The 16,521-nt window shown below is 37.0% G+C and carries 11 protein-coding genes and 5 pseudogenes; 2 read left to right on the forward strand and 14 right to left on the reverse strand.

What is annotated here, in order from left to right; genetic code table 11:
• Positions 1-6: 6 nt before the first annotated feature.
• The 5 genes and pseudogenes from O1450_RS08015 to O1450_RS08035 all read right to left on the reverse strand — a co-directional run bounded on the left by O1450_RS08015 (position 7) and on the right by O1450_RS08035 (position 6,241).
• Complete coding sequence (locus tag O1450_RS08015) at positions 7-498, reverse strand: flavin reductase (RefSeq protein WP_269230443.1); 492 nt, start codon at positions 496-498, stop codon at positions 7-9.
• A gap of 151 nt (positions 499-649) precedes the next feature.
• Positions 650-1,678 (reverse strand): methionine synthase, encoded by a 1,029-nt coding sequence (locus tag O1450_RS08020; protein ID WP_269230374.1) that lies wholly within the window; start codon positions 1,676-1,678, stop codon positions 650-652.
• 30 nt (positions 1,679-1,708) lie between these two features.
• Positions 1,709-2,701 (reverse strand): DUF1852 domain-containing protein, encoded by a 993-nt coding sequence (locus O1450_RS08025; RefSeq protein ID WP_269230375.1) that lies wholly within the window; start codon positions 2,699-2,701, stop codon positions 1,709-1,711.
• A 477-nt stretch (positions 2,702-3,178) separates the two neighbouring features.
• Positions 3,179-5,365, reverse strand: a complete 2,187-nt coding sequence (locus O1450_RS08030; protein WP_269230376.1) for a TonB-dependent siderophore receptor — start codon at positions 5,363-5,365, stop codon at positions 3,179-3,181.
• A 184-nt stretch (positions 5,366-5,549) separates the two neighbouring features.
• Positions 5,550-6,241, reverse strand: a pseudogene (locus O1450_RS08035) (type 1 glutamine amidotransferase domain-containing protein).
• 91 nt (positions 6,242-6,332) lie between these two features.
• Between O1450_RS08035 and O1450_RS08040 the strand changes: the two are divergent.
• Complete coding sequence (locus O1450_RS08040; RefSeq protein ID WP_269230377.1) at positions 6,333-6,746, forward strand: MerR family transcriptional regulator; 414 nt, start codon at positions 6,333-6,335, stop codon at positions 6,744-6,746.
• Between the two features lie 33 nt (positions 6,747-6,779).
• Here the strand turns inward: O1450_RS08040 and O1450_RS08045 are convergent.
• From O1450_RS08045 to O1450_RS08065, 5 genes and pseudogenes are all read right to left on the reverse strand, one after another.
• Positions 6,780-6,965: pseudogene (locus tag O1450_RS08045) on the reverse strand (hypothetical protein); the annotation flags it as partial.
• A 12-nt stretch (positions 6,966-6,977) separates the two neighbouring features.
• Positions 6,978-8,216: an NADH:flavin oxidoreductase/NADH oxidase family protein gene (locus tag O1450_RS08050; protein ID WP_269230378.1), complete on the reverse strand. Its 1,239-nt coding sequence runs from the start codon at positions 8,214-8,216 to the stop codon at positions 6,978-6,980.
• A 277-nt stretch (positions 8,217-8,493) separates the two neighbouring features.
• Positions 8,494-10,698, reverse strand: coding sequence for an OsmC domain/YcaO domain-containing protein (locus O1450_RS08055; RefSeq protein WP_269230379.1), 2,205 nt, complete (start codon positions 10,696-10,698; stop codon positions 8,494-8,496).
• Positions 10,699-10,917: 219 nt separating this feature from the next.
• Positions 10,918-11,283 (reverse strand): annotated as a pseudogene (locus O1450_RS08060) (hypothetical protein); the annotation flags it as partial.
• Positions 11,264-11,641, reverse strand: a pseudogene (locus O1450_RS08065) (TolC family protein); the annotation flags it as partial. The pseudogenes O1450_RS08060 and O1450_RS08065, both read right to left, overlap by 20 nt.
• Here O1450_RS08065 and O1450_RS08070 point away from each other — a divergent pair.
• Positions 11,637-11,852, forward strand: a pseudogene (locus O1450_RS08070) (bile acid:sodium symporter family protein); the annotation flags it as partial. The pseudogenes O1450_RS08065 and O1450_RS08070 overlap by 5 nt on opposite strands.
• Positions 11,853-11,908: 56 nt before the next feature.
• On the opposite strand, the gene O1450_RS08075 reads toward O1450_RS08070, so the two are convergent.
• The 4 genes from O1450_RS08075 to O1450_RS08090 form a co-directional block, all read right to left on the reverse strand.
• Complete coding sequence (locus O1450_RS08075) at positions 11,909-12,916, reverse strand: 2-dehydropantoate 2-reductase (protein WP_269230380.1); 1,008 nt, start codon at positions 12,914-12,916, stop codon at positions 11,909-11,911.
• A 146-nt stretch (positions 12,917-13,062) separates the two neighbouring features.
• Positions 13,063-13,941 (reverse strand): glyoxalase III HchA, encoded by an 879-nt coding sequence (gene hchA, locus O1450_RS08080; protein WP_269230381.1) that lies wholly within the window; start codon positions 13,939-13,941, stop codon positions 13,063-13,065.
• Positions 13,942-14,047: 106 nt separating this feature from the next.
• Complete coding sequence (locus tag O1450_RS08085) at positions 14,048-15,052, reverse strand: NAD(P)H-quinone oxidoreductase (RefSeq protein WP_269228026.1); 1,005 nt, start codon at positions 15,050-15,052, stop codon at positions 14,048-14,050.
• 7 nt (positions 15,053-15,059) lie between these two features.
• Positions 15,060-15,935 (reverse strand): AraC family transcriptional regulator, encoded by an 876-nt coding sequence (locus O1450_RS08090; protein ID WP_269228027.1) that lies wholly within the window; start codon positions 15,933-15,935, stop codon positions 15,060-15,062.
• Between the last annotated feature and the right edge of the window lie 586 nt (positions 15,936-16,521).

The following is a 16,521-nucleotide window of genomic DNA, read 5'->3' on the forward strand; positions in this document are numbered from 1 at the left end:
GTTAATTTAAGCAACTTCAGTCTCACCCACTTGGTGATAAGCGCGATTAAAATACACCAGACTATGTTCATGCTGACTTTTTTGAATAGCAACTGTACGGCAAATAAAAATAGTATGTGTTCCTACTTCCTGAATTTGTTCAATCTGACAATCAAAACTGACAAGAGCATCCTCTAAAACAGGTGCACCTGTTTTTAATTTAGTCCAAGTTCCATATTTAAAACGCTCTTCAGACGTCAACTTAGAAGAAAATACATTGGAAATATGCTGATGTTGCGCGCCTAAAACATTCACAGTTAAAGTTTCATTTTCAATAAAATGTGCATGTGACCTAGAGGCTGTATTCATACACACCAATAATGTCGGAGGTGTATCCGTAACGCTACATACAGCAGATGCGGTAAATCCATGACGACCAGACGCTCCCGCTGTAGTCACTACATTCACTGCACTTGTCAGTAAAGACATCGCATTTCTAAAGTCAGTTGCTTCAATCATCATCTTATTCCTAAATTGAACTGTAGCTTTTCTTTAGATTAAGCCCTAACACACACTTGCGTCACATTTGCACATCTAAATTATTTCAAACTGAATGGGCTACTAACTAAATTAATAAGTAGCCCATTCGATATTTCCAAATTTCTAAATATTAAAAAGAGAGCTCTTTTCGGATAATTTCTGCGCCTGCACTCAAGGCATTCAGCTTACCGCGTGCTACTTGACGAGATAAAGGCGCCATTCCACAGTTGGTAGATGGATAAAGTTTATCAGCATCGACAAACTGAAGCGCTTTACGTAGCGTATCTGCAACCTCATCCGCTGTTTCAATATTATTGGTTGCCACATCAATCGCACCAACCATGACTTTTTTACCGCGAATCAGTTCAATTAGATCCATTGGCACACGAGAGTTTTGGCATTCGAGTGAGATGATATCGAGCTTAGATTTTTGTAGCTTAGGAAAAGCTTCTTCGTATTGACGCCACTCTGAACCCAAAGTCTTTTTCCAATCGGTATTGGCTTTGATGCCATAGCCATAGCAGATATGTACGGCTGTTTCACATTTAAGACCTTCAAGCGCTCTTTCTAAAGTGGCAACACCCCAATCATTTACCTCATCAAAGAACACATTAAATGCAGGTTCATCAAATTGAATAATGTCGACACCCGCAGCTTCCAATTCAAGCGCTTCTTGATTAAGAATCTTGGCAAATTCCCAAGCCAGTTTTTCACGGCTTTTATAGTGACCATCATATAACGTGTCAATCATGGTCATTGGACCTGGAAGTGCCCATTTGATTGGTTGTGTGGTTTGGCTACGTAAAAACTTAGCATCTTCTACAAATACTGGCTTTTGACGAGAGACTGCACCGACTACAGATGGAACACTTGCATCATAACGATTACGGATACGCACCGTTTCACGCTTCTCAAAATCCACACCATCAAGGTGTTCAATAAATGTTGTGACAAAATGTTGGCGTGTTTGCTCACCATCGCTGACAATATCAATCCCTGCATGGATCTGTTCTTGCAGAGATAAACGCAAGGCATCTTGCTTTGCTTCGATTAATGCCTCACCCTCTAATTTCCAAGGTGACCAAAGTTTTTCAGGCTCAGCAAGCCATGAAGGTTTTGGTAAACTGCCAGCCGTTGATGTTGGTAATAAAATTGCCATTGTAAATCTTCTATCTCTATTTCAGGTAAATTAAGCAGCGTTACTGTCTACGGTGTAATTCGCAGCCCATTGCTCAAGGATATTTTGATAAGGCTTGATAAAGTTTTCTTCCGTCCATTTACCTTGTTTTACAGCAAGCTGACCACGCTCTACACGGTCGTAAACAATTCGTGTTAAGGAGTAATCTGGGTACTCTAGACTTGCTTGATAGACCTGTGCTGCTGAAGAATTTGCATTGTAAATTTCAGGACGGTAGATCTTTTGGAAAGTTTCCATGGTACTAATTGCACTGATCAGCTCGAAGTCAGTGTAATCACGTAATAAATCACCCGAAAAATAGAATGCTAAAGGTGCAACGCTACCTTTCGGCATGAAGAAGCGAACCTGTAAGCCCATTTTGTGGAAATATTCATCAGTACGTGAGTATGCATCTTGTTTATACTCAACACCTAAAACTGGATGCTCATTAACAGTACGCTGATAAGTCCTTGCCGTTGAAACACTTAAACAAATGACAGGTTGTTGATTAAATTCAGCCTTAAAAGTATCTGAATTTACTAAATATTGATAAAGCTTACCGTGTAAATCACCGAAACCTTCTGGTGCATACGAAGTTGAGTTCTCTTTATTGTGTTCTTTCAGCACCACACTAAAATCATAATCACGTACATAAGATGAGAAACTATTGCCAATCATGCCTTCAATACGTTGATTGGTATGATGATCGGTAATGGTGCTTTTCAGCATTTCAATGATTGGAAAAGTTTTACCATTACCTTCAATATCTAAATCCGCAGAAATAATATCAATTTCAAGTGAATAACGGTCACCATTCGGATTATCAGTTTGTGCTAAAGCATTGAAACGATTATTAATCATTCGAAGTGTATTACGAAGATTCTGCTCTCGACTTTCACCGCGTGCTAAGTTGGCAAAATTAGTCGTTAGACGTGTGCTATCCGCTGGTTGATAGTTTTCATCAAAACGAATGCGTTTAATTGAACATGCAAACTCTGTACTCATGATGATTGGTATCCTAATTTTTGCAATAAAATCTAAATTTCTCTATGGAGTGATTTATACCGCAATCATTAGATGAATAAAAATGATTTAATCTAACCACAAGATGAGTAAAATTCATGTTAAGGTTTTTGTTGTATCCATTGCGAATGAAAGGCAGCAAGCTGAGTCATCAGATTTTATAAATTAAGTCAGTAAAACCAACATAAATTTCTTGAAAATAAAAGTTTAGATTAGATCTGATTGTATCTTTAAAAAGGGATAAAAAATGGAATAAAGAGCTAAAAGACAACGCTAGAAAATTGTAATTTCAAAGCACAACTATATTCTAAGTATTCGAATTTAATTAATTATTTTTATTTTAAAATCATATCACTTAATTTTATGTGACATGAAGTATCAAGCACAGCCCCTACCATCATATGATTATTAGTGCTGTACTTGATGCCTGAATTTATTTACCACATTCAACTGATGCAATTAAAAATTCACACTCCAAGACAATTGTGCTGTACGTGGTGTACCAAGAAATAAATAATCATCACCGAAGAAGCTACCTACATCTCGCCAATATTTTTTATTAAATAGATTATCTACATTGAATCTTAACGTGTTTTCATAGCCATAAGCACGGAAGTTATAGGCTGAACCCACGTTAAATAAGGTATAGCTCGGCACTTTTACTGTAGCTGATTTATTCGCATATTTACTGCTACTGTATTGTATACCAGCAAGTAAACGTAATCCTTCTACTTGAGGGAATTGATATGAAATATTACTCGCCAAACGTACAGTCGGTACATTTTGAGTTTGATGACCCTGATATTCAGATGATTGTATGTCTTTTAAGCGTGAACGTGTGAGCGCCATAGTCGATGTCACATCTAAATTTTGAACAAGACGTCCTTGCAGACCAAGTTCCAAACCAAGGTTATGTTGTTCACCATCTTTTACGAAATCATTTGAAGTATTGGTATATTGGTTATCTTGTTTTAAATCAAATAATGCCGCAGTAAAAAGTAAATCTTGCCACTGCTGCTTAAAGCCCCACTCATATTGAGTTGAATGTTTAGGTGCTAATATAGTAAGTGGATTATTAGCATATGATGGTGCTTGCCCTCCATCACTTAAACCTTTGGCATAAGATACATAGATATGAGCCGTTTCCCAAAGTTGATACATCACAGCAAATTGCGGTAAGAAACGATTAAAATTGGTCTTGCGGATATTGCTTCCCTCAGCATTATAAGCATCTTCATTTAAATGAAGTAATTTTCCGCCAACTAGAGCTGACCAAGTATTATTAAATTTAACTTGATCAAGTAAATTGAATGCAGTTTGCTGACTCGCTAATGATTTGTAATGTTTTCCTAAAATTTTTTCACTCGGTATATAAGTCACAGGATCATTATAAATATTTCCTGTAGATTGAGGACTTTCCGATGCTAGCTGAAAGATAGAATTATATTGCGCATGTCGTTTATAAGTTTGTGATAGTTCTAAACTCAGTTTATGCTGCAATGTGCCAGTACTGAATTGACCATTTAAGCCTGCTTTAAATTGATTGGTCAGATAACTATCATCAGGACTGCGGAAGTCATAAATATCATAATTGCCATTTTCGTCAAAAGAGCTTCCTTTGGTTTGGCATATATCACTATAACAGCCCCATGGGAATGCTGAATAGTCATCAACGACTACACGGCTTTGAGAAACTATTAGATTTGCTGACCAATCTTTATTGATTTGGTAATTATATTTTAAGCCCGTATTTAGACTTTGATTGATGACAGGTTGGCTCCAACTTTGATAGCCAAGTAAACGATCCCACTCCACGTCAGTGGGTACTGTTTTACCATCAAGTAATTGATAACCTGGTACTGAACGCTGACGTTGACGCTGTGATTCAATATCAAATTCTAGTTTTGAACGATCTGATATATTCCAGTCTAATGCTAAAGAACCAAATAAGCGTTTACCATTGGCATGTTCTACATGCGGATGGATTTCCTCATGCGCTAAATTCATTCGATAACCAAATTGTTGCTCAGTTCCTAAAAATCCACCCAAGTCCGCTGCGATACGATTACCGCCATGACTATCTGCATCAACGGTCATTGAACGGATGTCTTTAGGACGTTTGCTTACATAATTAACCACACCCGCAGGTGTCGACATGCCACTTTGAATGGCACTCATACCCTTTAAAATCTCGACTTGTTCTTTGTTTTCCAGCCCGACATTTTGTTCACCACGGAGTAAGTTACCATTGAGCAAGTAGCTTGAACCAAGGTTCAGCGCGAAACCACGCATCATAAAGTTTGAGTAATAGCCAATTGGGGCGTAACCATCACCTACCGCAGCATCATTTTTCACAACATCCGTTAATGTTTTCGCATGTTGATCAGCAATTCGCTCAGCCGTTACAGTATGAATAGATGCAGGAATCTCAGCAATATTTTGTTGCGTAAAACCAGATAAATTCACCTTTGGTTGAAAATATACGCTTTCTGCTGCTTGGGCGTTTACTGTGATTGTTTCTAATCGGGATACCTTATTTCCATCTTCAGCATGTACCAATACTGAGCTTAGCCCGAGGCATGAAAATGAACCAACCGCCAGTAACGCTTTGTGTAAACGAGAAAATGTAAATGGATATGTTTTCACAGTAATTGCCTAACCCCAAAAGATAATCTTATAGTCTAAATTTTCGGGCATGAGTATTCACAATTTTCTATGATTGAACAAGTACGTTTTCCACCATCTATCTAATATTTTTAAATGCTCTGTATACCGTAGGTAGAGACAGAGTATATGATCAAAATGTTTTTAAATTGTTCTCTTTGAAAAATTAATGATTTGATAAACGCTCAATAATTGCTTGAGCCGTTGGGCGAGCAGAAAATGGATTTTGACCTGTAATCAAATTGCCATCTCGAACCACATAGGGTGCAAAAGGAATGAATTTTTTAGAATAAACTGCCCCATGTTGTTTCGCTAACTGTTCAGCATTATAAGGAACTTTTTTGCCACACCTGCTAAAATCTCTTCAGTCCATGCAAAACCAGTTATTTTTTTATCTTTTATTAGATATTCACCATCCGAAAGGCGAACATTCAATAGCCCACAGTAACCATGACAGACACTAGAAACTATGCCACCTTTTTCATAAATTTTTCTGGTCATTTCTTGAAGTTCGGCATTATTTAAAAAATCCCACATCACGCCGTGCCCACCCGTGTAATAAATTACATCATAGTCTTCCCAATTGATTTCAGATGGTTTTTTAGTATTTTCGAGTAGTTGCATAAATGTTTGATCATTTTTTCTTTTCAAAACGGATTGATCAGCAACGAAAAGTCCTAATGATTTTGGCTCAATTGGAGACTTACCTCCCAGAGGGCTAACAATATCTTGAATATAATTTTGTTTTTCAAACTCATCATATGCATGGGTCAGCTCACCTAACCATAGACCTGTAGGCTGATCAATTGCTTCATATTGAGCAACATTAGTGACAACGTGCAATATACGTTTTGACATATCTTACCTCTGCTTTAGCATTATTTTTAATCTTGCTTTTGCATCACTATAAGTCTAAAGTTAACTTCAATGTCAAGAGGGAATCAGTAAAATGAATATTAGCGAATTATCAAAACACAGCGGTTTAACTACACCGACGATTCGTTATTATGAACAAATCAAACTGTTACCTAAGGCAAAACGTAAAGCGAATGGTTATCGAGAGTATAGCGAAGATGACCTCAAACAACTTTTTTTAATTCAGCAAGCTCAACAAGTCGGCTTTTCACTCGCAGAAATTAAAGCCTTTTTACCATCAAATGTAACGAATTGGGATCATGACACGCTTATTGGAATTTTAGAAAGCAAAATCAAAGACATTGAAGAACTAGAACAAAAATTAGCAAGCAGTAAGCAAAACCTAAAAATGATGATTTATGCAATCAACAATAAACCAGATGAAATTACTTGTGCAGAAAATGCCAAGCGATTACTCAATCTATATTATGAAAATGATAAGAATTAATATGTTATCAAGTTTGGTTATGAAGCACTGAGTAACCTCATCTAGCCCAAAGGCACGGAATTCAAGACCAAGTTCCTGAGCTAATTCAGCCACTTTCGTTTGATTACGTCCTGCCAAGATAGGTTTTAGCCCTTGTCGCACAGCTTCTCGGGCAATTAGCTCACCCGTATAACCATTCGCGCCGTATATCATCCAATTTAAATTATTCGTATTTGTCATATGAAATCTCTGTTATTGATACGCAACATAATTACGCATATTGTTTTTATATTGGCGAGTACGACGTGCCATCGCAGCTTGCTGTAAAATCAATGCCCATAGAGGTGAAACTTTGGAATTGGTTTTTTTACCTAAACTTAGTTTACGCAACTGGAATTTTACTGTCGCCATATTGGCTAGAGAAGCCAATGTTTTATTTTCCCAAGTAATAGGTCTTAGCTCTGGTGCAATATTTTGACCTTGTTTCCATTGGTTTGGTAAATTAGGATCGATTGCCAAAGCGGTAGCTATTCCAACCATATCGACACCACTTTCAATCACTTGTTCTGCAATCTGTTTACGACGAATTCCACCTGTTACCATCACTGGCATTTTCGCGACTTTACGAATCTCTTGGGCAAACTCTAAAAAATAGGCTTCTCGTGCTAAGGTTCGTCCATCTCTAGCTTGACCTTGCATTGCAGGTGCTTCATAACTTCCACCTGAAAGCTCAACCAAATCTACAGGTAGTTCGTTTAACATTTTCACCACTTCTTGAGCATCTTCTGCACTGAAGCCACCACGCTGGAAATCAGCAGAATTCAATTTTACGGCTACCGTAAATTTTTCTGACACGACTGCACGTACTGCTTTTACGATTTCAATCAAAATGCGAGCACGATTTTCTAGTGAGCCACCCCATTGGTCTTGGCGTTTGTTGCTTAGTGGTGATAAAAACTGACTAAGTAAATAACCATGTGCAGCGTGGATTTCCACGCCATTAAATCCCGCTTTTTCACCTAAACGAGCGGTATTAGCAAAACGTTGAATCACCTCCTCAATCATCTCTTGCGTCATTTCAATCGGAAGATTGAAGCGATTAGACATTTTGCCTAGATCTAATGCAACAGCTGATGGTGCCCAAGTTTGTTGTCCCAAATTCGATTGCATTTGTCGACCAGGATGATTGATTTGCAGCCAAACTTGAGCACCTTTAGAGCGCCCAATTTGTGCCCAACGTTTAAAGGTGTCTAAATATTTTTCATCTTCTAGTACCACACCACCTGGTCCAGTCATGGCACGACGATCTACCATCACATTTCCAGTAATGATTAAACCAACACCGCCATCTGCCCATGCTTGATATAAACGCATTAATGCTTCTGATGGCGCATGGTTTAGATCAGCCATATTTTCTTCCATTGCTGCTTTTGCAATGCGGTTTGGAATACGAGAACCATTTGGGAAAACCAGTCTTTCAAACACATTCATTTCTTGTGCCCTCATTTTGTATGGTTTTACTTTAAGATTAAAGTGAACTTTAATGTCAACCCATTTTAGGCATTTTATTGACATATTTTTATGGATTAGGAAAAAAGACGATCTAACTGATGAAGCGATGTTTTTTAAAACAATTAACACATATCTGAAGATAACTTTTATTTTCTCTTAAAATATTTCTTATTGAATTACAAATTCTTAATATTTTTACAATAAAAAAGTGCATGATCAACATGCACTTTTTAAGGGTTCAACGTTTAGCTTGTATTTACACAGCTACTCCGACAGCCTTTGCACGCGCTTGATGCAATTTCTTATAGCTATCAATCAAACGTAAATGGCGATCAAGCCCTTCAAGTTTCATACTTGTTGGTGTGAGACCATAGAAACGAACATTTCCTTCTACAGATCCAATAACAGCATTCATACGCTCATCACCAAACATACGTCGGAAGTTCTTTTCGTAATCTTCCAACTCCATCTCGTCATCAAGAATGACTTCCAGCACGACATTCATGCACTGATAGAACAGACCACGTTCAACGGTATTGGTGTTGTATTGTAAGAAGGTTTCAACTAGCTCCTTGGCTTCTTCAAATTGTTCTAATGCAATATAGATCAATAATTTAAGCTCAAGAATAGTCAACTGTCCCCACACGGTATTGTCATCAAACTCAATGCCAATCAAGGTCGCTATTTCAGTATAGTCATCTAATTCACATTCTTCTAAGCGCTCGGCTAAAGCTTCAAGTTGAATTTGATCCAAACGATGCAGATTTAAAATGTCTTCACGGAATGCCAAAGCTTTATTGGTATTATCCCAAATTAGGTCTTCGACCAAATAAATTTCAGAATAATCTGGAACTAAGATACGACATGCCGTTGCACCTAAATGCTCATAGACAGCCATATACACTTCTTTGCCCATTTCTTCCAAAATGCTAAACAATTCAGCCGCTTCTTCTTCATTTGAGTTTTCACCCTCATTGGTGAAATCCCACTCGACAAAGTCATAGTCTGATTTTGCACTAAAGAAACGCCATGAAACTAAGCCACTTGAGTCAATAAAGTGTTCAACAAAATTATTTGGTTCTGTGACTGCTTCACTTTGGAAAGTTGGTTGAGGAAGATCATTTAAACCTTCAAAACTACGTCCTTGTAAGAGTTCGGTTAGACTACGTTCCAACGCAATTTCAAAGCTTGGATGTGCGCCAAATGAGGCAAAAACACCTCCCGTACGTGGGTTCATTAGTGTCACACACATCACTGGGAAATCACCGCCCAAAGAAGCATCTTTCACTAAAACAGGAAAACCTTGTTCTTCTAAACCTTGGATGCCCGCCAAAATACTTGGGTATTTTGCTAATACTTCTTGAGGAACATCAGGTAAAGCAATTTCACCCTCTAAAATTTCACGTTTAACAGCACGCTCAAAAATCTCAGATAAACATTGAACTTGTGCTTCAGCTAAAGTATTACCTGCACTCATTCCATTACTTAGGTACAAGTTTTCAATCAGATTCGATGGGAAATACACAACTTCCTGATCTGACTGACGCACAAATGGCAATGAACAAATACCACGCTCTGTATTGCCTGAGTTGGTATCATATAAATGCGTACCCAATAGTTCATTATCTGGGTTGTAAATTTCAAGGCAATATTCATCCAAAATTTCTTTTGGTAATTTACCTTTCGGGCCCGGTTTGAACCACTTTTCGTCTGGATAATGGACAAATTCTGCATTGGCAATTTCTTCACCCCAAAACTGATCATTATAGAAAAAGTTACAGTTCAAGCGTTCAATAAACTCACCCAAAGCTGATGCCAAAGCACTTTCTTTGGTAGAACCTTTACCATTGGTGAAGCACATTGGTGATTGCGCATCACGGATATGTAAAGACCAGACATTCGGCACAATATTACGCCAAGATGCAATTTCGATCTTCATACCTAGATTCGCCAAAATACCAGACATGTTGGCAATGGTTTCTTCTAGTGGTAAATCTTTCCCTGCGATATAAGTGCTGCTTTCTGAAGTCAGACTTGGCATCAACAGTGCTTGTGCATCCGCATCAATACTTTCAACTTCTTCAATGATAAATTCAGGACCCGTTTGAATTACTTTTTTAACGGTACAACGATCAATTGAACGTAAGATGCCTTGACGGTCTTTTTCAGAAATATCAGCGGGTAATTCAACTTGAATTTTGAAAATTTGTTTATAACGGTTTTCTGGATCAACAATATTGTTTTGTGACAAACGAATATTATCAGTCGGAATATCACGAGCTGCACAATATACTTTAACGAAGTAAGCTGCACATAATGCTGATGATGCTAAAAAGTAGTCAAATGGACCCGGTGCAGAACCATCACCTTTATAACGAATGGGTTGGTCAGCGATAACTGTAAAATCATCGAACTTGGCTTCTTGTCGAAGATTGTCGAGATAATTAACCTTGATTTCCATGCTGGCACCTAAATATTCTTATGTGTCAGCACAGACACATAAAATTTCAAATATTGATCAATAACCCGAATCGCGGATAAGAAATTGATTTAAAAAGAGTAGCTAGAGTCATTCACTCATCTGAACAAAAAACTGACTCTAGTCATAATGGGCGCTATTATAGAAGTATTTTATGTAATTGATAACTTTTGTCTGTTTTTCTAGCCTATTTATGAACAATTAAATCCGCCCTACTTCCAAGTATGGAATCAAATTATTGTCAAAATTTACACGAGGGTCTCCAGCAAAACTAATAAAACCATGCATTCCTGTTAGACGTTCACCTTTATAAAATGAGTTCAGTTGATAGCGTGGATCTTTATGAGATAAGGTAAAACTTACAACACCTATACCTATTTTTCTTGATAGTTAGTAGGCATCTTCGAGCATACGATGGTGTAAGACAAGCGATTGTGGGTGACATAATAACGTGTGTAATACATGATATTTCACTGAGTCACCCAACTTCGGTAGAGGCATACTTTTCGTAACAGATTTACAAAAATTATAAATAGGTCTCAGTGCATGAATTACTGCACTGTAATGTTGTTTTTGTACCCAGTTCAAATTCTTTACGCGTATAAACAAATGCGATTGAAGCTGCATCAATTGCATTTTGCAGTGCATCTTTATTTTGACGAATGGTTTGAAGTTGTGCGTAAGTCGTCCTGATACGCTGATTCAAATCTAATTCTAGACTTTTGATTTTCTGATTAGCAAGCTCAATATCGACTTGAGCTTTATTAATATTTGCTCTATTGAGTCCATCATCATATAGCGGTACATTTAACTGAACACCGACCATATAATTATTACTTTCAGAACCGATATTGGTTGCTTCATGTTGAGTCCCTAATTTGCTGGTGAGCACCATTGTCGGTCAAAGTTCTCTTTTGGTTATACTTGGTATTAATTCATATCAACCACGTGCATGTGCATTTGAGATCGGGATTCATAACAGTACCTTAGCCATGACGATTGCTCTCACTATTATGGCAAGTACCACCATCGCGATGCCTGCTGCTGTATATTCGATCTTCATGTGTATTTTTGCGACTATATTCGGCATATTGATTACGAAATTTGCCCCTCAAGATGCTGCAAAAACAGTCTAATCTAAAATTTTTATCAAAAAAGCGTATAGCATCTCTATGCGCTTTTTTATGCAGATTCAAATCACAATTTGTGCTAACTGCGCTTTAAGTTTCGATCCAGACCAAACTTTCGGCTGTGATTCTGCCTGTTTTACCAACTCAATTAATTTTTGGTTAATTGGTGCTGTTAGATTCAATTGTCTAGCTAAATAAACAACCTCACCATTGATCCAATCAATTTCAGTTTTTCTTCCAGCCATTAAATCATCAGCCATGGAAGAACGTGCAAGCGGATCAATGGCAAGCATTTTCTTACTGATAATCTTAAATATAGGATTGGGGAGTTTTAAAATTTTAGGAATAAATTGTGCTGGAAGTGGAGTCAGTTTTGCTGGTTTAATTCTGGCTATTTTTAATAGATTCAATGTTTCTAATTGAGCAAGTGCCAAACACTGACGATATTCTAGAATAGATAATTCTTGTTTCAGTGGAAGTTGGGATAGCGCATTGATTGAATTATTTAAGTTCAATAATAATTTTGCCCATTGCACAGCTTGCATATCCTGCTCTAGCTGAATTTCTAACTTTGCTTTTTTAAATGCACGCACAAATTCATCTAATTGAGCATGGCTTTTGACATACAAAACCCCATCCGTTCCTTGATGAAATATACCATTTCCTAAAGCTGCCACATTAAAAGGTACCATACCTTCAAGGATAGTGTGCTCAGTGAGAATTTGTTTTAAAATCCCCACATTGCTTAAGCCATTTTGAAAACTGATAATAATGGTCTTTTTCTTTAAAATATCTTTTAATTCAAAAGCAACTTGTTCAGTAGATGCTGATTTTACACAAACCAAGATAATATCTGCATGAGTAACTGCATTTGGATCAATCGTCATTTGAAGTTGGTTTGCAGCAATGTTTTGCTTGAGTCCTGTGTAATCTGAAACAGTTAAACCATAGGTTTGAAGTTCTTGCTGAATTTTAGGACGAACAATAAAATCTATGTCATAACCTGCAGCAACCAGTCTACCGCCAAGATAGCATCCAATACTGCCTGCACCATAAATACATATTTTCATTGATCAACTCTAACTACTGTTTGTTTATTGCTACTTTCCTAACATAATCAATATTGCGGAGTAGATTTGTCAGCTAACTTACAAATTTTAAATTTTGCTCAAGAAAAAGCCCAATATTGAATTGGGCTTTGAGCTTATAAAATAGCTTATGCGTTAAGGCTTGGATCAGCTAATAAAGTTTCAGCAGCAAGTTTACCCAAATTATTAGAAGCCAATGGACTATCACCCGTTAATAGTTTTCGATCTTGGTGTACTTGCCCAGTAATGCCTTTATTTAAGATTTCTACACCAAGTTTTTCTAAATTTTCACCGACGAGCCACGGCAATTGTCCTGGCATATATCCAATATCAATATTGGCACCTTTATCTAATGAATCTGGGAAAACACAAACTTGATAACCTTTAAAAATGTAGTCATTTGGATTTTCATCTACAGCAGCCGCCAATAAAGAAGCTGGACCATGACATAAAGTAATCACATATTTGTCATTATCCACTGCCCATTTTAATAAAGCCTTAACTTCCTTACTCTCAGGGATTTTAGCTAAAACACCATGTCCACCTGGAATGAAAATACCAGCATAAGGTGATTCAGCACTTAAAGCTTGATCTAAAATATCAGCTAATTTAAGTGGAGATTTCAGTTGTTTTTCGTACTTATGATACGTATCTAAAACCACTTGTTCTTCATTTGGCATCGCCCACATTTCAAGTTTGACTGGGTTGCCTGAAAGTGTTGCAACATCAAAGGCAAAACCAGCATTGTCTAAATGAAACATCGGTAACAACATTTCTACGGGATGATTTCCTGTAGAAAAGAATTTCTCATTTTGCATCAGGATATAGCGTTCATCCGTAGCAATCATAAGAATCTTTTTATCACCTTCATAGGGATTCGGATACGTTGTTCCATCATAATCCGTTTTAGGAGCTGTATACTGACTTAAAGAATAAGGTGATGGAAAAAAAGCATTATCTTCTGCTAAATCTGGGGTTGGGTTGCGATCATCTATATTTGTTGTCATGTTCTAATTCCTCGTAGGATATGTTTGATTTACATATTGCTTTTCCAAGTGATCATTCTCAAGCTTGATGTATAAATAGGCATGGAATGAATACAATCAGGCAAAATTATGATTTAATCTCGAGTACTACTTTTCCAATATGTTCACTGCTTTCGAGACATTGGTGCGCTGCTGCAACCTCTTCAAAAGCAAAAGTCTTATAAATAATCGGTTTACATTGACCTGTTTCGATTAGTGGCCAAACAAACTGCTCCAATTCTTGAGTAATTTTTGCTTTTTCATCATTGGTTCGAGCACGCATCGTTGAGCCAGTCACCACAGCGCGTTTGAGCATGAGTTCTTGAATATCAAAACCATCTACTTTTCGACCGCCCATAAATCCGATAATTACCAGTCGCCCATCTCTTTTTAGCAATCTCAGATTCTGATTAAAGTAAGCAGCACCGATAATATCCAAGATCACATCAACACCTTGCTGATCTGTGCGTGACAAAATTTCTTGTTCAAAATCTTGCTTCTTATAATTAATAACTGTCGAAATAGAGCTTAATTTTTCAGCTTTCTCGTCACTGCCCACCGTGGAAAAAGTTTGAATCCCCATGGCATGACATAAACTCAACGCTGTAGAGCCAATTCCACTCGCTCCTCCGTGAATCAGAACACTTTCGTTCTTTTTCAACTGCCCGATCTGAAATAGATTTGCCCATACTGTGAAATAAGTTTCTGGAATAGCTGCTGCTTCAATAAAGCTCAGATTTTTTGGAATCGCTAAAGTTTGATTTGCTGGGACAGTACAGTATTCTGCATATCCTCCACCATTGGTCAGCGCGCAGACTTTATCACCGACTTTAAATTTTTCTACTTTTGAACCAATTTGTGCAATGATCCCAGCAACCTCCAATCCTGGAATCTGCGTTACGCCTTTCGGCATTGGATAAAGCCCCTGTCGTTGCAAAATATCAGGGCGATTGATCCCAGTGGCATAGACTTCAATCAATACTTCATCTTCTTTAATCTCAGGTTTGTCACCGTGCACAACTTTTAGAACTTCAGGACCACCAGCTTCAGTAATTTCAATATATTTCATTTGTTCTCTACTATTTTGATTCATGACTTACTCATTCCTTCTCTATATTTACTTCAGTCTGATTAGGAGAAAAACCAAACTGCTTTTTAAACTCTCGACTAAATTGAGATGAGCTTTGATAACCAACAGCATAAGCTACTTGAGCAACGCTTTGGTTTTCGTTTTGCAACATTTGTTTTGCCTTATGCAACCGTGTAACTTTGAGATACTGTAACGGTGAATGTAATGTGACTTGTTTGAATGCTTTATGAAACGCAGAAATACTCATATTGGCTTGCTCAGCAAGCATTTCCACTGTTATTTTTTCTGTAAAATGATGTTGAATATATTCACAAATCTTATAGATCGGTCGTAAATTGCCTTGAACTACTAATCCTGTTAAAGCATCTGCACCCGAATGTTGAATCACTCGGTATAACAACTCACGTTTGATTTGTTCACCTAAAATCAAGCTATCTTGTTCAGATGCCAGCGCATTTAACAATCGGATTAACACATTTGAAATGGTTTGATCAAATTGGATTACACTCATGCCTGTGGTGAGTGGTTTAAATTTATCATTTTCAAAATATGTTTTTGCTAATAACTCATTTACCGTATCCGCCTCTAGTTTCATGCTCATCGCAATCATAGGCAATTCAGGACTCGCTACCGTATCACAATCAAATGGCATAGACACAGAGACGATAAGGCATTCACCTTGCTGAAATGCATAGGTTTCAGTTCCGATATAACCACGTTTACTACCTTGTAAAACAAAAACTAAAGTCGGTTCTTGCAATACGGCTAATGGTGGTGTGTTGTGATCTACACGCATCAAAGTGATGCCGTCTATCGCGGTCGCAAAGAAGCCTTCTTTAGCAATAAGTTTTAGAAAAAGTGAGATGAGTATTTGGTCATTCATCATGTTTCATCTGATGATTTGAAATGTGATCTTTATTATTAAATAGAAAATTCAGGAAAGATGTTAGTTTTATGCAGGATTAGGCATAGAAAAAAGAGTTTTTTATTATGTCCAGCTTGGATAGATTACTCATAGATGTATAAGAGCAAATTCTAAAAAAACCTTTTTTTAATCGTTATCCCTTCCTATACTCATTAAGAGGAATAAAAGTTACTGAGTTGCTTTAATCATAATAAAATACATTAGAATTATAAACTTGGATTATGCCAATACACTTGTATTGTTGAAAAATTCAAATCCATCCACTATTTTTTTAAATAAAAAATTAATGTCAACCACATTCCAATTAAATGCGAACTTGAAAAATAATTCCATAGATTATTATCAATAGGAAACCTCCATGAAATACTCCAAAATATAGCTATAAAAAATATCCATATAAATGTTGAAAAAAATAAAGCTATTATTTTTATAGTATATTCCCCATTATCTTCATTGTTAAATTTATTTAAAAAACGGAAAACTTTTTTTGAGAAAAAAAGTGCAATAAGGGTTATTGCTACTGCATAAAAACCACCAAATCCTATTA

It is taken from the genome of Acinetobacter sp. TR11 (assembly GCF_027105035.1).
Classification (GTDB): Bacteria; Pseudomonadota; Gammaproteobacteria; order Pseudomonadales; family Moraxellaceae; genus Acinetobacter.